Genomic DNA, 18,670 nt, shown 5'->3' on the forward strand with positions numbered 1-18,670 from the left:
CTGCGCTCATGAGGAAGGGGACACCCGGCGCGCGGTCGGCGCGCCGGGGTCCCCCTCCTTCGTACGGGCTTGTCGTCAGTCGCGGGCGGCGGTCAGCTGCTCCGCGTGCTCCTGGAGGGAGCGGACGCCCACTCCGCCGTGGTTGAGCGCGTCGATGCCCTGGACGGCGGCGGCCAGCGCCTGGACCGTGGTCAGGCACGGGACGCCGCGCGCCACGGCCGCCGTGCGGATCTCGTAGCCGTCGAGGCGGCCACCGGTGCCGTACGGGGTGTTGACGATCAGGTCGACCTGGCCGTCGTGGATCAGCTGGACGACGGTCTTCTCGCCGTCCGGGCCCTCGCCGTCGCTGAGCTTGCGCACGACGGTGGCGTTGATGCCGTTGCGGCGCAGCACCTCGGCGGTGCCGGAGGTGGCCATCAGCTCGAAGCCGTGGGCGACCAGCTCGCGGGCCGGGAAGATCATCGAGCGCTTGTCGCGGTTGGCGACGGAGATGAACGCGCGGCCCTTGGTGGGCAGCGGGCCGTAGGCGCCGGCCTGCGACTTGGCGTAGGCGGTGCCGAAGACGGCGTCGATGCCCATGACCTCGCCGGTGGAGCGCATCTCCGGGCCGAGGACGGTGTCCACGCCGCGGCCGTGGATGTCGCGGAAGCGCGACCACGGCATGACGGCCTCCTTGACGGAGATCGGCGCGTCGATGGGCAGGGTGCCGCCGTCGCCGTTCCTCGGGAGCAGGCCCTCCTCGCGCAGCTCGGCGATGGTGGCGCCGAGCGAGATGCGGGCGGCGGCCTTCGCGAGCGGGACGGCGGTCGCCTTCGAGGTGAAGGGGACGGTCCGGGAGGCGCGCGGGTTGGCCTCCAGGACGTAGAGGATGTCGCCCGCCATGGCGAACTGGATGTTGATCAGGCCGCGGACGCCGACGCCCTTGGCGATGGCCTCCGTGGAGGTGCGCAGGCGCTTGATGTCGAAGCCGCCGAGGGTGATCGGGGGCAGGGCGCAGGCCGAGTCGCCGGAGTGGATGCCGGCTTCCTCGATGTGCTCCATGACGCCGCCGAGGTAGAGCTCGTGGCCGTCGTAGAGGGCGTCCACGTCGATCTCGATCGCGTCGTCGAGGAAGCGGTCGACCAGCACGGGGCGGGTCGGCGAGATCTCCGTCGACTCGGCGATGTACGACTCCAGGCGGGTCTCGTCGTAGACGATCTCCATGCCGCGGCCGCCGAGGACGTAGGAGGGGCGGACCAGGACCGGGTAGCCGATCTCGTCCGCGATGGCCTTCGCGCCCGCGAAGGTGGTGGCCGTGCCGTGCTTGGGGGCGGGCAGTCCCGCCTCGGCGAGGACCTGGCCGAAGGCGCCGCGGTCCTCGGCGGCGTGGATGGCCTCCGGCGGGGTGCCGACGACGGGGACGCCGTTGTCCTTCAGGGCCTGGGCCAGGCCCAGGGGGGTCTGGCCGCCGAGCTGGACGACGACGCCGGCGATGGGGCCGGCCAGCGACTCGGCGTGCACGATCTCCAGCACGTCCTCGAGCGTGAGCGGCTCGAAGTACAGGCGGTCGGAGGTGTCGTAGTCCGTCGAGACGGTCTCGGGGTTGCAGTTGACCATCACGGTCTCGTAGCCGGCGTCGCTGAGGGCGAAGGAGGCGTGGACGCAGGAGTAGTCGAACTCGATGCCCTGGCCGATGCGGTTCGGGCCGGAGCCCAGGATGATCACCGCGGGCTTGGTGCGCGGGGCGACCTCGGACTCCTCGTCGTAGGACGAGTAGAAGTACGGGGTCTTCGCGGCGAACTCGGCGGCGCAGGTGTCGACCGTCTTGTAGACCGGGCGGACGCCGAGCGCGTGGCGGACCTCGCGCACGACGTCCTCGCGCAGGCCGCGGATCTCGGCGATCTGGTGGTCGGAGAAGCCGTGGCGCTTGGCCTCGGCGAGCAGCTCGGGGTGGAGCTTCTCGGCGGCGGCCAGCTCGTCGGCGATCTCCTTGATCAGGAAGAGCTGGTCGACGAACCACGGGTCGATCTTCGTGGACTCGAAGACCTCTTCCTGGGTGGCGCCGGCGCGGATGGCCTGCATGACGGTGTTGATGCGGCCGTCGGTGGGGCGCACCGCGGTGGCCAGGAGCTCTTCCTTCTCGCCGACGGGGCCGACGAAGGTGAACTGCGAGCCCTTCTTCTCCAGCGAGCGCAGGGCCTTCTGGAGGGCCTCGGTGAAGTTGCGGCCGATCGCCATGGCCTCGCCCACCGACTTCATGGTGGTGGTGAGGCTGGAGTCGGCGAGCGGGAACTTCTCGAAGGCGAAGCGCGGGGCCTTGACGACGACGTAGTCGAGGGACGGCTCGAAGGAGGCCGGCGTCTTCTCGGTGATGTCGTTGGGGACCTCGTCGAGCGTGTAGCCGATGGCCAGCTTGGCGGCGATCTTGGCGATCGGGAAGCCGGTGGCCTTCGAGGCGAGCGCCGAGGAGCGCGAGACGCGCGGGTTCATCTCGATGACGATGACGCGGCCGTCGACCGGGTCGATCGCGAACTGGATGTTGCAGCCGCCGGTGTCGACGCCGACCTCGCGGATGATCGCGATGCCGACGTCGCGCAGCCGCTGGTACTCGCGGTCGGTCAGCGTCATCGCCGGGGCGACGGTGATGGAGTCGCCGGTGTGCACGCCCATCGGGTCGAAGTTCTCGATGGAGCAGACGACGACGACATTGTCCTTGGTGTCGCGCATCAGCTCCAGCTCGTACTCCTTCCAGCCGAGGATGGACTCCTCCAGGAGCACCTCGGTGGTCGGGGAGAGCGTGAGGCCCTGGCCGGCGATGCGGCGCAGCTCGTCCTCGTCGTGGGCGAAGCCGGAACCGGCGCCGCCCATGGTGAAGGAGGGACGCACGACGACGGGGTAGCCGCCGAGGACGTCGACGCCCTTGATGACGTCGTCCATCGTGTGGCAGATGACCGAGCGGGCGGACTCGCCGTAACCGATCTTGGCCTTGACGGCCTCGACGACGCCCTTGAAGAGGTCGCGGTCCTCACCCTTGTTGATGGCCTCGACGTTGGCGCCGATGAGCTCGACGCCGTACTTCTCCAGTACGCCCTGCTCGTGCATGGAGATCGCGGTGTTGAGCGCGGTCTGGCCGCCGAGGGTCGGCAGGAGCGCGTCGGGGCGCTCCTTCGCGATGATCTTCTCGACGAACTCGGGGGTGATCGGCTCGACGTACGTGGCGTCGGCGATCTCCGGGTCGGTCATGATCGTCGCCGGGTTGGAGTTCACCAGGATGACCCGCAGGCCCTCGGCCTTGAGGACGCGGCAGGCCTGGGTGCCGGAGTAGTCGAACTCGGCGGCCTGTCCGATGACGATCGGGCCGGAGCCGATGACCAGGACGGACTGGATATCGGTGCGCTTAGGCACGCTCGGCCTCCATCAGGGCGGTTTCCATCAAAGACGTGAAGCGGTCGAAGAGGTACGCGGCGTCGTGCGGGCCGGCCGCGGCCTCGGGGTGGTACTGGACGGAGAAGGCCGGCTGGTCGAGCAGCTGGAGGCCTTCCACGACGTTGTCGTTGAGGCAGACGTGGGAGACCTCGGCGCGGCCGTAGGAGGTCTGGGACACCGTGTCGAGCGGCGCGTCGACGGCGAAGCCGTGGTTGTGCGCGGTGATCTCGACCTTGCCGGTGGTGCGGTCCTGGACCGGCTGGTTGATGCCGCGGTGGCCGTACTTCAGCTTGTACGTGCCGAAGCCGAGCGCGCGGCCCAGGATCTGGTTGCCGAAGCAGATGCCGAAGAGCGGGGTCTTGCGGGCGAGGACGCCCTGCATGACGGAGACCGCGTGGTCGGCGGTGGCCGGGTCGCCCGGGCCGTTGGAGAAGAACACGCCGTCGGGGCCGACCGCGTAGACGTCCTCGACGGTGGCGGTGGCGGGCAGCACGTGCACCTCGATGCCGCGCTCGGCCATCCGGTGCGGGGTCATGCCCTTGATGCCGAGGTCGACGGCGGCGACGGTGAACTTCTTCTCGCCGATCGCGGGGACGACGTACGCCTCCTTGGTGGCGACCTCGGCGGAGAGGTCGGCGCCCGCCATCTGCGGGGCGTCCTGGACCTTGGCCAGCAGGACGGCGTCGTCCATGACGGCGTCGCCGGAGAAGATGCCGACGCGCATGGCGCCGCGCTCGCGCAGGTGGCGGGTCAGGGCGCGGGTGTCGACGCCGCAGATGCCGACGACGCCCTGGGCGACGAGCTCCTCGTCCAGCGTGCGCCGGGAGCGCCAGTTGGAGGGGACGCGGGCGGGGTCGCGGACCACGTAACCGGACACCCAGATGCGGGAGGACTCGGGGTCCTCGTCGTTGACGCCGGTGTTGCCCACGTGCGGGGCGGTCATCACGACGACCTGCCGGTGGTACGACGGGTCGGTGAGGGTCTCCTGGTAGCCGGTCATGCCGGTGGAGAACACGGCCTCGCCGAAGGTCTCCCCCACAGCGCCGTAGGCGCGGCCGCGGAAGATCCGACCGTCCTCCAGGACGAGTACGGCGGGAGTTTTGGCTGCTCCCCTGGTGGAGGTCGTCATCGTTCGGCGCCTTCCGTCGTGATGGATGGGTTCATGAGGTTGATCGCTTCGACCCAGGCGGCGTGTTCGGCCGCGCGGTCGGAGCGGAATCCGGAGTCGATCAGCTTGTCGCCGTGCGCCCAGGTGACGACGAGCAGACCGCCCTCGGTGAGTACCTTGCCCGCGATTCCCTTGTCGAGGCGGGCGCCGCGCAGCTGCGCGGCCGGTACGAAGAAGTCCGTGGCACCCGGACGGACCACGTCCAGGCCCGCGTCGGTGAGCGTGAGCTCGACGCGGCTGCGCACCCCCAGGCCGTGGGCGACGATCCGGTCGAGCCACTGCCCGGCGGTGGTGGATCCGTGGTAGCGGCCGGTGAGGGCCAGCCGGTGCGCGGGGAGGCCGCCGGGGGCGGCGGGCAGCTCCGGCAGATCGCTCTGCAGTGCGCCGCGCCATTTCCAGCCCTGCCGCATCAGCCAGTACACGAACGCGATGAAGACGAGCAGACCGACCACCCACGCGATGCGGGCGCCCCAGTCCGTCACCTCCGCCGACTGTCGCTCGGCGGCCTCGGCGGCCAGTTGGATTACTGCAGGTGTCACGCCAGTTTCCCGTCCACGACCGTTGCCCGGCCCCGCAGGAAGGTATGAGTGACGCGCCCCGGCAGCTCACGGCCCTCGTAAGGCGTGTTGCGGCTGCGGGAGGCGAAGTGTGCGGGGTCCACGACACCACGGTACGAGGTATCGACCAAGGTCAGGTTGGCGGGTTCACCTGCCGAGACGGGCCGTCCGTGGTTCGGGAGGCCGCCGATGCGCGCCGGGGCGGAGGACATCCGCTCGGCGACGCCCGCCCAGTCGAGCAGGCCGGTCTCCACCATCGTCTGCTGGACGACGGAGAGGGCGGTCTCCAGGCCCACCATGCCCATGGCGGCGGCGGCCCACTCGCAGTCCTTGTCCTCGTGCGGGTGCGGGGCGTGGTCGGTGGCGACGATGTCGATCGTGCCGTCGGCGAGCGCCTCGCGCAGGGCCAGCACGTCGCGCTCGGTGCGCAGCGGCGGGTTGACCTTGTAGACCGGGTCGTACGAGCGCACGAGCTCGTCGGTGAGCAGCAGGTGGTGCGGGGTGACCTCGGCGGTGACGTCGATGCCGCGGGACTTGGCCCAGCGGACGATCTCGACGGACCCGGCGGTGGACAGGTGGCAGATGTGCACCCGGGAACCGACGTGCTCGGCGAGGAGGACGTCGCGCGCGATGATCGACTCCTCGGCGACGGCGGGCCAGCCGCCGAGGCCCAGCTCGGCGGAGACGACGCCCTCGTTCATCTGGGCGCCCTCGGTCAGGCGGGGCTCCTGGGCGTGCTGGGCGACGACGCCGCCGAAGGCCTTCACGTACTCCAGCGCGCGGCGCATGATCACGGCGTCGTCCACGCACTTGCCGTCGTCGGAGAAGACGGTGACGCGGGCGGCGGACTCGTGCATGGCGCCCAGCTCGGAGAGCTGCTTGCCCTCCAGGCCGACGGTGACGGCGCCGATGGGCTGCACGTCGCAGTAGCCGGACTCCTTGCCCAGGCGCCAGACCTGCTCGACGACGCCGGCGGTGTCGGCGACCGGGAAGGTGTTGGCCATGGCGAAGACGGCGGTGTAGCCGCCCGAGGCGGCGGCGCGGGTGCCGGTGAGGACGGTCTCGGAGTCCTCGCGGCCGGGCTCGCGCAGGTGGGTGTGCAGGTCGACGAGGCCCGGGAGCAGGGTCTGGCCCGCGGCCTCGATGACGGTCGCGCCGTCGGCGGACAGGCCGGTGCCGACCTCCGCGATGGTCTCGCCGTCGATCAGGACGTCCCGCGTCTCGCCGCCGAGCACCTTCGCGCCACGAATAAGGATCTTGCTCATGGTTACTTGTTCTCCTCGGTGCGCGGGGCGGCGGTGGTGGTGACGGCGGGCTCGGAGCCTCCGAGCAGGAGGTAGAGGACGGCCATGCGGACCGAGACGCCGTTGGCGACCTGCTCGACGACCGTGCAGCGGTCGGAGTCGGCGACCTCGGCGGTGATCTCCATGCCGCGGACCATCGGGCCGGGGTGCATCACGATGGCGTCCTCGGGCATCCGCGCCATCCGGGCGGCGTCCAGGCCGTAGCGGCGCGAGTACTCGCGCTCGGTCGGGAAGAAGGCGGCGTTCATCCGCTCGCGCTGCACGCGCAGCATCATGACGGCGTCCGACTTCGGCAGCACCTCGTCGAGGCCGTACGAGATCTCGCACGGCCAGGACTCGATGCCCACGGGTACCAGCGTGGGCGGGGCGACCAGGGTCACCTCGGCGCCCAGGGTGTGCAGCAGGTCCACGTTGGAGCGGGCCACGCGGCTGTGCAGGACGTCGCCGACGATGGTGATCCGGCGGCCGTCGAGCCCCTTGCCGAGCCCGGCGTCCCGGCCGACGAGGCGGCGGCGCATGGTGAAGGCGTCCAGCAGGGCCTGGGTGGGGTGCTGGTGGGTGCCGTCGCCCGCGTTGATCACGGGGGCGTCGATCCAGCCGGAGGTGGCGAGCCGGTAGGGGGCGCCGGAGGCGCTGTGCCGGATGACCACGGCGTCCACGCCCATGGCCTCCAGGGTCTGGGCGGTGTCCTTGAGGGACTCGCCCTTGGAGACGCTGGAGCCCTTCGCCGCGAAGTTGATCACGTCGGCGGAGAGTCGCTTCTCGGCCGCCTCGAAGGAGATCCGGGTCCGCGTGGAGTCCTCGAAGAACAGGTTGCAGATGGTGCGGCCGCGCAGGGTGGGCAGCTTCTTTATCGGCCGGTCCGCGACGCGGGCCATCTCCTCGGCGGTGTCGAGGATCAGGACGGCGTCGTCGCGCGTGAGATCGGCGGCCGAGATGAGGTGGCGCTTCATCCGGTTACTCCGTAAGTCGGGAGGGCAGACAGGCGGGCTGGCGGCAGTGCGGGCAGGGCAGGCTGCGGCGCGGACCCCCGTCCGGGGGTCCGGCGTGCGTACGGACTACTGCCCGGAAGCCTGGTCGGTCCGCTGCCCGAGCAGTACGGCGTCGCGGCCGTCCTCCTCCTGGAGCTGGACCTTGACGGTCTCCCGCAGCGACGTGGGGAGGTTCTTGCCGACGTAGTCGGCACGGATCGGCAGTTCCCGGTGGCCGCGGTCGACGAGGACCGCGAGCTGCACGGCGCGCGGCCGGCCGATGGCGCCGAGGGCGTCGAGGGCCGCGCGGATGGTGCGTCCGGAGAAGAGCACGTCGTCGACGAGGACCACGAGGCGGCCGTCGATGCCGTCGCCGGGGATCTCCGTGCGGCCGATCGCCCGGGCGGGCTTCAGGCGCAGGTCGTCGCGGTACATGGTGATGTCGAGGGAGCCGACCGGGATCTTCGTACCGGTGATCTCTTCGAGCTTGGCGGCCAGCCGGCCGGCGAGGAACACGCCGCGGGTGGGAATGCCGAGGAGCACCACGTCGTCGGCACCCTTGGCGCGTTCGACGATCTCGTGGGCGATGCGGGTCAGGACCCGGGCGATGTCCTGCGCCTCCAGTACGGGGCGGGCCGCCTCGGATCCGGCTTCCTGGGAAGCGCGGGAATTCTGGCTGTCCATGAAAAGGACCCCCTTCTCCGCCTCACGGGACGGACCTTAAAGGACGTCTGATGTACACCGCCCACGGTACCAGGGCCGGACGCCCGGCCGCGCACGGGGGCGGCCGCAGGCCCCCCGCGAACGGGCGTCACGGAGCATTCGGCTTGACGCATCCACGTAACGCTGCGTAACCTCACAGTGAGTTACCAGCCGCGCGGCGGGGCCTCATGTCAAGCATGTCGCCCGTCGTCCATGTCGTCACAGCGTCACAGCGTCCGGGAGCGTTATGTCCAGCGAATACGCCAAACAGCTCGGGGCCAAGCTCCGCGCCATCCGCACCCAGCAGGGCCTCTCCCTCCACGGTGTCGAGGAGAAGTCCCAGGGCCGTTGGAAGGCCGTGGTGGTCGGTTCCTACGAGCGCGGGGACCGCGCCGTGACCGTCCAGCGCCTTGCCGAGCTGGCGGACTTCTACGGGGTTCCGGTGCAGGAACTGCTGCCGGGCACCACTCCCGGCGGAGCGGCCGAGCCGCCGCCGAAGCTGCGCCTGGACCTGGAGCGCCTGGCGGGCGTTCCCGCCGAGAAGGCCGGCCCGCTCCAGCGCTACGCGGCGACGATCCAGAGCCAGCGCGGCGACTACAACGGCAAGGTGCTGTCGATCCGCCAGGACGACCTGCGCACCCTCGCCGTCATCTACGACCAGTCCCCCTCCGTCCTGACCGAGCAGCTCATCAGCTGGGGCGTCCTGGACGCGGACGCGCGGCGCGCGGTGGCCCACGAGGACATCTGAGTCCCCGGCCGGCCCCGGAAGACCAGCAGAAACGTTTACCGGCGGGTGCCGGGACCCCTTCACGGGCCCCGGCACCCGCCGGTTTCGTCTGTGCTCCCCCGCGAAGACGCCAAGACGCGAAGACGGAAGGGCCCGCAACGCGTGCGTTGCGGGCCCTTCCGTACGGCGCGGTGCTCCGCGTCAGCTCTCGCTGCGTCGCAGCTTCGGCTTGAGGTCCTTGAACCGGCCCAGCAGCCCGTTGACGAACGAGGGCGAATCGTCCGTCGAGAACTCCTTGGCCAGCTGGACGGCCTCGTCGATCGCCACGGCGTCCGGGGTCTCGTCGACCCAGATCAGCTCGTAGGCGCCCAGCCGCAGGATGTTGCGGTCCACGACCGGCATGCGGTCCAGGTCCCAGTCCACGGCGTAGGTGACGATCAGCTCGTCGATCCGGGTCACCTTGTCGGCGTACCCCTCGACGAGGTTCATCGTGAACTCGTTGACCGGCGGCTGCCGGTCGTCCGACCGCGAGTGGCGGATCCAGTCCGCGAGGACCTCGCGCACGGGCACCCCGCGCTGGTCGGCCTCGAAGAGGATCTGGAAAGCGCGCTTGCGCGCGTTGCTCCGGGCAGCCACGGTTAGCTGTTCACCCGGCCGAGGTAGTCGCTGGTGCGGGTGTCGACCTTGACCTTCTCGCCGGTGGTGACGAAGAGCGGAACCTGGATCTCGTGGCCCGTCTCCAGCGTCGCCGGCTTGGTGCCGCCGGTGGAGCGGTCGCCCTGCACGCCCGGGTCGGTCTGCTCGATGGTCAGCTCGACGGCGGCCGGGAGCTCGACGTAGAGCACCTCGCCGTCGTGCTGGGCCACGGAGGCGGTGAAGCCCTCGATGAGGAAGTTGGCGGCGTCGCCGACGGCCTTGCGGTCGACCATCAGCTGGTCGAAGGTGCTCATGTCCATGAAGACGAAGTAGTCGCCGTCCATGTACGAGAACTGCATGTCGCGGCGGTCGATGGTGGCCGTCTCGACCTTGGTGCCGGCGTTGAACGTCTTGTCGACGACCTTGCCGGACATGACGCTCTTCAGCTTGGTACGCACGAAGGCCGGGCCCTTGCCGGGCTTGACGTGCTGGAACTCGACGACGGACCAGAGCTGGCCCCCGTCGAGCTTCAGCACCATGCCGTTCTTGAGGTCGTTCGTGGAAGCCACGGTTGCGGAATCTCCTGCACTGGAAGACCACGGGTGCGCGCACAGCCCGGCCACGCGGGCTAGAGCGCGAGCAGCTCCTTGGTCGTAATGGTGAGTAGCTCGGGACCGCCGTCCGCCTCGGGGCGCACGACGAGCGTGTCATCGATCCGGACACCTCCCCGGCCCGGGAGGTGAACCCCCGGTTCGACGGTGACCGGCACGCAAGCGTCCAGTTTACCCATTGCCGTAGGTGCAAGCTGCGGGTCCTCGTCGATTTCGAGGCCCACCCCGTGTCCCATCCACCCCGCGAGGGCTTCTCCGTGCCCCGCGGAGTCCAGTACGGAGCGTGCCGCGCGGTCCACGTCGCGGTAGGCGGCGCCCGGCAGGAGGGCCTCCCGGCCCGCCCGCTGGGCGGCGAAGACGAGCTCGTACAGCTCGATCTGCCAGTCGGCCGGGGTGGTGCCGATCACGAAGGTCCGGCCGATCTCGCAGCGGTAGCCCCGGTAGTTCGCCCCGAGGCAGACCGAGAGGAAGTCGCCCTCCTCCACCCGCCGGTCCGAGGGCCGGTGACGGGAGCGGCCGGAGTGCGGGCCGGTGCCGACGGAGGTCGGGAAGGCCGGGCCGTCGGCGCCGTGGTCCACGAGGCGGCGTTCCAGCTCCAGGGCCAGGTGGCGTTCGGTGCGGCCGACGAGGATCGATTCCAGCAGCTCGCCGAGGGCCTGGTCGGCGATCTCGGCGGCGATCCGCAGGCAGGCGATCTCCTCCTCGTCCTTGACGAGGCGCTGCTGCTCCACGGCGGAGCCGAGGTCGGCCAGCCGCAGCCGGGGCGCGACCGAGCGCAGGGCCCGGTGGCGGCCGACGGTGAGGTGGTGTTCCTCGACGGCAAGGGATTCGGCGCTCTCGGCGGCGGCCAGGTCGGCCGCTGCCACGGCCGGGTCCGCTCCGGCGTTGGGCAGGACGGACAGGCGCAGCCGTTCGTCGAGCCGCCCCTCGTCCGACTCGCCGGTGGGTGGGGTGCCGCAGAACAGCACGTCGTCGGCGGGCCCGACCAGCAGGACGGCGCCCAGCGGGGACGCCCCGGCGAGGTAGCGGACGTTCGCCGGACGCGTGATCAGTGCGGCGGAGCTGCCCGCGGCCGTACAGCGGTCGCGGAGCAGCCCCCTGCGGGTCGCGTACACGTCTGACATGTCTTCGAGCGTACGAGCGCCCCGCGCATCCGGCCCGGCGAGCGCGTCCGGACGTGGCCCGCGGGGGCCGGCTACCAGCTCCCGGGGGCCGCCAGCGCCCGGGCGAGGGCCTCGTCCAGGGCCCGGGCGGTGCCCTCCACGTCGAGGTGGGAGTTGTCGATGATCGGCAGCCCGGAGCCGTACCAGCCGGCCATCCGGCCGTGGATGCGGGCGACTTCCTCGTCGGAGAGGCGGCGGTTGCCGGAACGGGCCGCGTTGCGGTCCAGCACGATCTCCAGACCCGGCAGCAGCACCACGGGCAGCAGGCCGGGCCCCACGTGCCGCTTCCAGCCCCCCAGGCCCACCACGGGACGGTCGGGGAACACGGCGTCGTCGAGGATGCAGGAGATCCCGTTGGCCAGGAAGTTGCGGGCGGAGAAGCCGCAGGTGCGGCGGGCCAGCCGGTACTGGGCCTCGGAGTGCTCGTTCCAGCCGGACTGCGGGTCCGCGAAGCCGGAGCGCACCCATTCGCGGACGTCGTCGAGGCTGATGTGGGCGGTCGGCACCGGGCGGGTGTTCGCCCAGTGCCGCGCCACGGTGGTCTTGCCGGCCCCCGCCGGGCCGATGAGCAGCACGGCGAGGGTGGCGCCGCCGGTGCCCGGAGCGGGGGGCACGGGCGGCGCGGCCACGGCGGGGGGCAGGGGGATGTGCCCCGTGGCCTCGGGCACCGGGGTGACCGGCCAGCCCTGCGCGGGGGGTATGGGCGGGGGCGGGGGCGCCGCCGGGTGCTGACCCGTCGGCGGACTCCAGCCCCCCACTCCGTGCTGCATCCGCGCCACTCCGTCTCGTTCAGGCGACTGATGCGAGAACGTTATCTCAGGCCGTGACCTCTTCCGCCAGCGCACGCAGCGCCAGCCGGTAGGAGCCCAGCCCGAAGCCCGCCACGGTTCCGGTGGCCACGGCCGCGATGACGGACGTGTGCCGGAACTCCTCGCGGGCGTACGGGTTGGAGATGTGCACCTCGATCAGCGGCGCGGTGCGCTGCGCCGCCGCGTCGCGCATGGCGTACGAGTAGTGCGTGAAGGCGCCCGGGTTGATCACGACGGGGACCTTGCCGTCGGCGGCCTCGTGCAGCCAGCGCACCAGTTCGCCCTCGTCGTTGGTCTCGCGGACCTCCACGTCGAAGCCGAGCTCCGCGCCCAGCGTGCGGCAGCTCTCGACGAGACCGGCGTACGAGGTGGCCCCGTAGACGTCGGGCTCGCGGGAGCCGAGGCGGCCCAGGTTCGGGCCGTTCAGCACGAGCACCGGGCGGCTCACGCGGAGACCTCGCCGTAGGCGGCGATCAGGTGCGCCGGGTCCGGGCCCTCCAGGACGGTGGGCTTGCCCAGGCCGTCCAGGACGATGAAGCGCAGCAGGTTGCCGCGGGACTTCTTGTCGACCTGCATGGTCTGGAGCAGCTTGGGCCACTGGTCGCCGCGGTAGGTCAGCGGCAGCCCGACGGCCGCGAGGACCTCGCGGTGCCGGTCCGCCGTCGCGTCGTCGAGCCGGCCCGCGAGCCGGCCCAGTTCGGCCGCGAAGACCATGCCGACGGAGACGGCGGCGCCGTGCCGCCACTTGTAGCGCTCGTTCTTCTCGATGGCGTGCGCGAGGGTGTGGCCGTAGTTGAGGATCTCGCGCAGTCCGGCTTCCTTGAGGTCGCTGGAGACCACGTCGGCCTTGACCCGGATGGAGCGCACGATCAGCTCGGCCGTGTGCGGGCCCTGCGGCGTACGGGCGGCCGCCGGGTCGGACTCGATCAGGTCGAGGATCACCGGGTCGGAGATGAATCCGGCCTTGATGACCTCGGCGAGGCCGCTGACGTAGTCGTTGACCGGCAGCGAGTCCAGGGCCGCCAGGTCGCAGAGCACCCCGGCGGGCGGGTGGAAGGCGCCGACGAGGTTCTTGCCCTCGGCGGTGTTGATGCCGGTCTTGCCGCCGACGGCCGCGTCGACCATCGCGAGGACGGTGGTCGGCACCGCGATCCAGCGCACCCCGCGCAGCCAGGAGGCCGCGACGAAGCCCGCGAGGTCGGTGGTGGCGCCGCCGCCGACGCCGACGATCACGTCGGTACGGGTGAAGCCGGACTGGCCCAGCGCCTTCCAGCAGTACGCCGCCACCTCGATGGTCTTGGCCTCTTCGGCGTTCGGCACCTGGATGGCGACGGCCTCGTAGCCCTGGGCCGCGAGGTCGTCGCGCAGCGCCTCACCGGTCGAGGCGAGGGCCTCGGGGTGGATCACGGCGACCCGCTGGGCCTTCGTACCGATCAGGCCGCCCAGCTCGCCGAGCAGCTGCCGGCCGACCAGCACGTCGTACGCGTCGTGTCCGGCGCTGGCGCCGACGTTGATCCGCGTCACCTGGTCTGTCATACGTCCTTCAACTCCAGAGCGTCGAGGACCGCCTGGGCGACCTCTTCGGGGGTGCGGTCGTCGGTGGCCACCACGACGCGCGCGACTTCGGTGTACAGGTGGCGCCGGGCGTCCATCAGCTCGCGCCACTGGCGGCGCGGGTTGACGGCGAGCAGCGGGCGGGCCGCGCCGAGGCCGACGCGGCGCACGGCCTCCTCGACGTCCATCGACAGGTAGGCCACGGGCAGTCCGGCGAGGAGGGCCCGGCTGCCGGCGTCGAGGACGGCACCGCCGCCGAGGGCGAGGACTCCGGTGTGCCCGGCGACGGCGGCCGCGACGGCCTGCCGCTCCAGCTCGCGGAAGTGCGGCTCGCCCTCGTCGACGAACAGGTCGGAGATCTCCCGGCCGGTGGCGGCGACGATGTCGGCGTCGGTGTCCCGGTAGGCGACGCCGAGCCGGTCGGCGATCAGCGCCCCCACCGTGGACTTGCCGGAGCCCATGGGTCCGACGAGGACGACCAGCGGTCCGGCGGCGGTCACCGGATCTGCAGGTTGTCGAGGTAGGAGCGCACGTTGCGGCGGGTCTCGGCGACCGAGTCGCCGCCGAACTTCTCGACCACGGCGTCGGCGAGCACGAGCGCGACCATGGCCTCGGCGACGATGCCCGCGGCGGGCACGGCGCACACGTCGGAACGCTGGTGGTGGGCCACCGTCGCCTCCCCGGTCGCCACGTCGACGGTCGCGAGGGCGCGCGGCACGGTCGCGATGGGCTTCATGGCGGCCCGTACGCGCAGCAGCTCGCCGGTGGTCAGACCGCCCTCGGTGCCGCCGGAGCGGCCGGTGGTCCGCTTGAGGCCCTCGGGGGTGGAGACGATCTCGTCGTGCGCCTGCGAACCGGGCACGCGGGCCAGCTCGAAGCCGTCGCCGACCTCGACGCCCTTGATGGCCTGGATGCCCATGAGGGCGGCGGCGAGGCGGGCGTCGAGGCGCCGGTCCCAGTGGACGTGGGAGCCGAGGCCGACGGGCACCCCGTAGGCGAGGACCTCGACGACGCCGCCGAGGGTGTCGCCGTCCTTGTGGGCCTGGTCGATCTCGGCGACCATCGCCTTCGACGCGTCGGCGTCGAGGCAGCGCACCGGGTCGGCGTCGAGCCGCTCGACGTCGGCGGGGGTCGGGAGGACCCCGTAGGGGGCCTTGGCCGCGGCGAGTTCGACCACGTGGGAGACGATCTCGATGCCCGCGACCTCCTTGATGAAGGAGCGGGCGACGGCGCCGAGGGCGACGCGGGCGGCGGTCTCACGGGCGCTGGCGCGCTCCAGGATCGGCCGGGCCTCGTCGAAGCCGTACTTCTGCATGCCCGCGAGGTCGGCGTGGCCGGGGCGCGGGCGGGTCAGCGGCGCGTTGCGGCCGGTGTCCTTGAGCAGCGAGGGGTCGACCGGGTCGGCCGACATGACGGTCTCCCACTTGGGCCACTCGGTGTTGCCGATCATCACGGCGATCGGCGAACCCTGCGAGAGGCCGTGGCGGACGCCGCCGAGGAAGGTGATCTCGTCCTGCTCGAACTTCATCCGGGCACCGCGGCCATAGCCGAGCCGGCGCCGGGCCAGGTGGTCCGCCACCAGCTCGGTGGTGACCGGGACGCCGGCGGGAAGGCCCTCCAGCGTCGCGACCAGGGCCGGTCCGTGCGACTCTCCTGCGGTCAGCCAACGCAACCTGCTCAACGATGCTCCTCATGCTCGCGCCTGGCACTGCGACGGCGCGATCGGGTGCGCGGCCCTGACCCGCCTCACCCGATCCTCCCACGTCCGGGCGGGTGCACCGGTCCCGGTCCAGCAGTCGGACGACGGGTACGGGGCCGACTCTGGCCCCTTCGGCTATCCGTTCCCTACGCGGCCGGGGCGCCGGCCGCGCTCAGTGGCGGGCGCGCAGGGCCGCTTCGCCGGCGGCGCGCATGGCCGCGAGCGGGCCCGCGGCGCGGCCGGTCATCTGCTCGACCTGGAGGACGGCCTGGTGGACCAGCAGGTCCAGGCCGCCGAGCAGGGTTCCGCCACGGCCGGTCCAGGCGGCCGCCAGGGGGGTCGGCCAGGGGTCGTAGAGGACGTCGAAGAGGGTGCCCGGGGCCGTCGGGACGGACCCAGCGAGGGCGTCGGTGGCTCCGGCCGGGGTGGTGGCGACGACCAGGGGCGCCTCCAGCGCATCGGCCGCCCGCGCCCAGTCGGCCGTACGCACGCGGACGCCGAGCCGCTCGCCCCACTCGCGCATCTCGGCGGCGCGGGCCGCGGAGCGGACGTACGCGGTGACCTCGCCGGTGCAGATCCGGCCGAGGGCGGCCAGCGCCGAGGAGGCGGTGGCCCCGGCACCGAGGATGGCGGCGGCGGGGACCTTCTCGACGCCGCGCTCGTGGAGCGCGGCGACGATCCCGGGGACGTCGGTGTTGTCGCCGAGGCGGCGGCCGTCCCGGGTGAGGACGACCGTGTTGACCGCCTCCACGGCGGCGGCGGTGTCGCTGACCGCGTCGAGCAGCGGGATGACCGCCCGCTTGAGCGGCATGGTCAGAGACAGCCCGGCCCACTCGGGGCCGAGCCCGGCCACGAAGCCGGGGAGCGCGGCCTCGTCGATCTCGAACCGGTCGTAGGACCAGTCGTCGAGGCCGAGCTCCCGGTAGGCGGCGCGGTGCAGCACCGGTGAGAGGGAATGCTCGATGGGCGAACCCAGTACCGCGGCCCGTATCCCTATCCCTATCCCTGACATGTTCAGCTACCCGCCGTTCTCTTTCTTCTGCTTCTGCCGTTCCTGGAACTCGGCCACGAGCTTGAGGTGCTCGTCGTACGTCTTGGTGAAGGTCGTCGTGTGGCCGTCGACCGACACGAAGAACATCCAGCCGCCGTGGTCCGGGTTGAGCGTAGCGGTCAGCGCTTCCAGACCGGGGTTCCCGATCGGGCCCGGGGGCAGCCCCTTGACGAAGTGCGTGTTGTACGGGTGGTCGAAGGCCTGGGCTTCCTTCAGGTTGAAGTTGATCTCGCTCTGGTTCTTGACGTAGTTGTACGTCGAGTCGAACTGGAGCTTCTGGTTCGTGACGTCGTTCGTCTTCTTGAGGCGGTTGTAGACGACCTCTGCCATCTTCCGGAAGTCGTCGTGGTTCTTGCCCTCGGCGTTGACGAGGCTGGCGACGGTGACCACCTGGAGCGGGTTCTCCAGGCCCAGTTCCTTGGCCTTGCCCTCGACATTGAGCTCCGTGTACTTCGCCGTCGCGTTCTTGACCATCTGCTTGAGCAGGGACTCGGGGGTGCTGTCCTTGCCGAGGTCGTAGCGCGTGGGGTAGAGGAAGCCCTCCAGCGGGTCGATCAGCTTCGGGTCGTTGCCCGCCCAGGCCGGCAGGCCGAGGCTCTTGGCCTGGCGCTGAGCGATGTCCTTCGTCGTACCGGCGGGTTTGCCCAGCTTCTTGTCGATCGCCTCGTACACCTTCGTGTTGCGCATGCCCTCGGTGACGGTGATGACGTTGAGCTTGGTCGGGTCGATCATGACGGCGACCGCCGCCGAACCCGACATCTTCTTCTTCAGCGTGTAGACGCCCGGCTGAATGGACTTGCCCTTGGGATTGGCGTTGGCCGCGTCCACGAAGGCCTGGGCACTCGCGACGACCCCGGCCTCCTTGAGAATGCGGCCCATCTGGCCGAGGCCCGCGCCCCTGGGGATCTCGATGTCGACCGACTCCTCCGAGCCCGCGCCCGCGAAGTCCTCCGTGGCGCCGAAGCGCTCCTTGATGTACGAGTAGCCGTAGTAGCCGCCCCCGCCGACCACGGCGGCGACGATGACGGCGGCGGCCAGGCAGCCCGCCCCGGTCCGCTTGGGCTTGCCGCTCTTGCCGCCCTTGCCACGGCCCGCGCGGCGGCCGCCGCGGCCGGGGGGCTCGTCGTCGGCGTCGGCGAGGAGGGACTCCCCGGGCTCCTCGGGCAGCGGCTCGTCGACCGGGTCCGGTTCGAGGTGGCGGCGGCCGGGGGGCTGCGGCGGCGGGAAGGCGTCGGGGGTGGTGTAGAGGTCGGGGGCCTCACCGGGATAGCCCACGGCGACGGGCTGGGCGTACGGGTCCGCCCCCGCGTACGGGTCCACCGGCGCGGGCCCGGCCTGGTACTGGCCCGGGGCCGGGGCGTGGGCCTGCGCCTGGGCCGCGGCCTGGTACTGGACCTGCGGCCCCTGCCCGGTGTCCCAGCCCTGGCCGTCGTAGACCGGCTGCTGCTGGTGTTGCGGGTGGAGCTGCTGGTCCTGCGGCAGGTACTGCTGCTGGGGGTACTGCTGCTGCTCCGGGTACTGCTGGGGGTACTGCTGGTACTGCGGCTCCGGGTGCTGGGGCCCCTGGTACTGCGGCTCGGGCTGATACTGCTGCCGGTCGCCTGCGTAGGGCTCCTGACCCTGCTGGGTCGCCTGTCCGGTCCAGCCCTGGTCCCCGTAGAGGGGGTCCTCCGGGTGCCAGGGTTCGGGGGCGCGGCCCCGGCCATACTCAGTCATCGGTCCCCTAGAGCCGCGAGACGGAGGCAGCGGCTTCGTTGCCGCGGCACCCGGTTCCGCCTCTGAAGTGGTGGGCGACGGCTGTTCGAATGCCGCCACATCGCGCGGAACGTTACCGTATCGCGATCAGACAACCACTTCGACGCACTCGCCGGGCGGATTACCTGATACCCGTTCGGTCTCAAGAGCGTTCTGCAGGATCACCACGGCGGCCGCCTGGTCGATGACCGCACGGCCCTTCTTGGCGTTCCTGCCCGAAGCCCTGAGCCCCTGGGCCGCGGTGACCGTGGTCATGCGCTCGTCCACCAGGCGCACCGTCACCGGCTTGATGCCCTTCGCCAGTTCGTTCGCGAAGACCCGGACCTTGGCCGCCGCCGGCCCCTCCCGCCCGCTGAGCGAGCGGGGGAGGCCGACCACGACTTCGAGGGGTTCGTACTCCTCGACGAGCTGACGCAGCCGCCGGTGGGCGGACGGGATGTCCCGGCCCGGGACGGTTTCCACCGGTGTGGCGAGCACCCCGTCGGGGTCGCACGAGGCGACCCCGATCCGGGCGTCCCCGACGTCGACGGCCAGTCTGCGGCCGCGGCGCAGCGTCAT

The 18,670-nt window shown here is 71.6% G+C and carries 18 protein-coding genes; 1 reads left to right on the forward strand and 17 read right to left on the reverse strand.

The window, feature by feature from the left end; genetic code table 11:
• Nucleotides 1-75: 75 nt before the first annotated feature.
• The 6 genes from carB to pyrR form a co-directional block, all read right to left on the reverse strand.
• Entirely contained in the window at nt 76-3,384 is a 3,309-nt protein-coding gene (carB, locus tag ACGFXC_RS18585; protein WP_393714026.1) for a carbamoyl-phosphate synthase large subunit, read from the reverse strand.
• The gene (carA, locus tag ACGFXC_RS18590) at nt 3,377-4,534 is read right to left on the reverse strand and encodes a glutamine-hydrolyzing carbamoyl-phosphate synthase small subunit (protein ID WP_393714028.1); all 1,158 of its coding nucleotides are present in this window, start codon (nt 4,532-4,534) and stop codon (nt 3,377-3,379) included. Before carA ends, carB begins: the two co-directional genes overlap by 8 nt.
• Nucleotides 4,531-5,112, reverse strand: coding sequence for a hypothetical protein (locus ACGFXC_RS18595; protein WP_393714030.1), 582 nt, complete (start codon nt 5,110-5,112; stop codon nt 4,531-4,533). The genes carA and ACGFXC_RS18595 overlap by 4 nt, the downstream gene beginning before the upstream one ends.
• On the reverse strand, nt 5,109-6,395 hold the full coding sequence (locus ACGFXC_RS18600) for a dihydroorotase (RefSeq protein ID WP_393714032.1): 1,287 nt from the start codon (nt 6,393-6,395) through the stop codon (nt 5,109-5,111). Before ACGFXC_RS18600 ends, ACGFXC_RS18595 begins: the two co-directional genes overlap by 4 nt.
• 2 nt (nt 6,396-6,397) lie before the next feature.
• Complete coding sequence (locus tag ACGFXC_RS18605) at nt 6,398-7,387, reverse strand: aspartate carbamoyltransferase catalytic subunit (protein ID WP_393714034.1); 990 nt, start codon at nt 7,385-7,387, stop codon at nt 6,398-6,400.
• Between the two features lie 105 nt (nt 7,388-7,492).
• Complete coding sequence (gene pyrR / locus ACGFXC_RS18610; RefSeq protein ID WP_393714036.1) at nt 7,493-8,089, reverse strand: bifunctional pyr operon transcriptional regulator/uracil phosphoribosyltransferase PyrR; 597 nt, start codon at nt 8,087-8,089, stop codon at nt 7,493-7,495.
• A gap of 265 nt (nt 8,090-8,354) precedes the next feature.
• Here pyrR and bldD point away from each other — a divergent pair, with 265 nt between their 5' ends.
• On the forward strand, nt 8,355-8,855 hold the full coding sequence (gene bldD / locus ACGFXC_RS18615) for a transcriptional regulator BldD (protein WP_007263032.1): 501 nt from the start codon (nt 8,355-8,357) through the stop codon (nt 8,853-8,855).
• A 180-nt stretch (nt 8,856-9,035) separates the two neighbouring features.
• Here the strand turns inward: bldD and nusB are convergent, their stop codons facing one another.
• The 11 genes from nusB to ruvX form a co-directional block, all read right to left on the reverse strand.
• Nucleotides 9,036-9,470 (reverse strand): transcription antitermination factor NusB, encoded by a 435-nt coding sequence (nusB, locus tag ACGFXC_RS18620; RefSeq protein ID WP_393714038.1) that lies wholly within the window; start codon nt 9,468-9,470, stop codon nt 9,036-9,038.
• A gap of 2 nt (nt 9,471-9,472) precedes the next feature.
• On the reverse strand, nt 9,473-10,039 hold the full coding sequence (efp, locus tag ACGFXC_RS18625) for an elongation factor P (RefSeq protein WP_393714040.1): 567 nt from the start codon (nt 10,037-10,039) through the stop codon (nt 9,473-9,475).
• Between the two features lie 59 nt (nt 10,040-10,098).
• Nucleotides 10,099-11,205: an aminopeptidase P family protein gene (locus tag ACGFXC_RS18630; RefSeq protein ID WP_393714042.1), complete on the reverse strand. Its 1,107-nt coding sequence runs from the start codon at nt 11,203-11,205 to the stop codon at nt 10,099-10,101.
• Between the two features lie 71 nt (nt 11,206-11,276).
• Nucleotides 11,277-12,014 (reverse strand): AAA family ATPase, encoded by a 738-nt coding sequence (locus ACGFXC_RS18635; RefSeq protein WP_393714044.1) that lies wholly within the window; start codon nt 12,012-12,014, stop codon nt 11,277-11,279.
• Between the two features lie 46 nt (nt 12,015-12,060).
• On the reverse strand, nt 12,061-12,501 hold the full coding sequence (gene aroQ, locus ACGFXC_RS18640) for a type II 3-dehydroquinate dehydratase (protein ID WP_393714046.1): 441 nt from the start codon (nt 12,499-12,501) through the stop codon (nt 12,061-12,063).
• A complete protein-coding gene (gene aroB / locus ACGFXC_RS18645) occupies nt 12,498-13,589 on the reverse strand; it encodes a 3-dehydroquinate synthase (RefSeq protein WP_393714048.1) in 1,092 nt (363 codons plus the stop codon). The genes aroQ and aroB overlap by 4 nt, the downstream gene beginning before the upstream one ends.
• Nucleotides 13,586-14,068 carry a shikimate kinase gene (locus tag ACGFXC_RS18650; RefSeq protein WP_393714583.1) on the reverse strand — a complete coding sequence of 161 codons (483 nt, stop codon included), beginning with the start codon at nt 14,066-14,068 and terminating at the stop codon, nt 13,586-13,588. Before ACGFXC_RS18650 ends, aroB begins: the two co-directional genes overlap by 4 nt.
• A 35-nt stretch (nt 14,069-14,103) precedes the next feature.
• Nucleotides 14,104-15,288 carry a chorismate synthase gene (gene aroC, locus ACGFXC_RS18655; RefSeq protein ID WP_393714050.1) on the reverse strand — a complete coding sequence of 395 codons (1,185 nt, stop codon included), beginning with the start codon at nt 15,286-15,288 and terminating at the stop codon, nt 14,104-14,106.
• A 190-nt stretch (nt 15,289-15,478) separates the two neighbouring features.
• Entirely contained in the window at nt 15,479-16,318 is an 840-nt protein-coding gene (locus tag ACGFXC_RS18660) for a shikimate dehydrogenase (RefSeq protein ID WP_393714052.1), read from the reverse strand.
• A gap of 6 nt (nt 16,319-16,324) precedes the next feature.
• On the reverse strand, nt 16,325-18,073 hold the full coding sequence (gene mltG / locus ACGFXC_RS18665) for an endolytic transglycosylase MltG (protein ID WP_393714054.1): 1,749 nt from the start codon (nt 18,071-18,073) through the stop codon (nt 16,325-16,327).
• A 126-nt stretch (nt 18,074-18,199) separates the two neighbouring features.
• Entirely contained in the window at nt 18,200-18,670 is a 471-nt protein-coding gene (gene ruvX, locus ACGFXC_RS18670) for a Holliday junction resolvase RuvX (protein ID WP_393714056.1), read from the reverse strand.

It is taken from the genome of Streptomyces sp. NPDC048507 (assembly GCF_043199995.1).
In the GTDB taxonomy this organism is placed as follows: domain Bacteria; phylum Actinomycetota; class Actinomycetes; order Streptomycetales; family Streptomycetaceae; genus Streptomyces.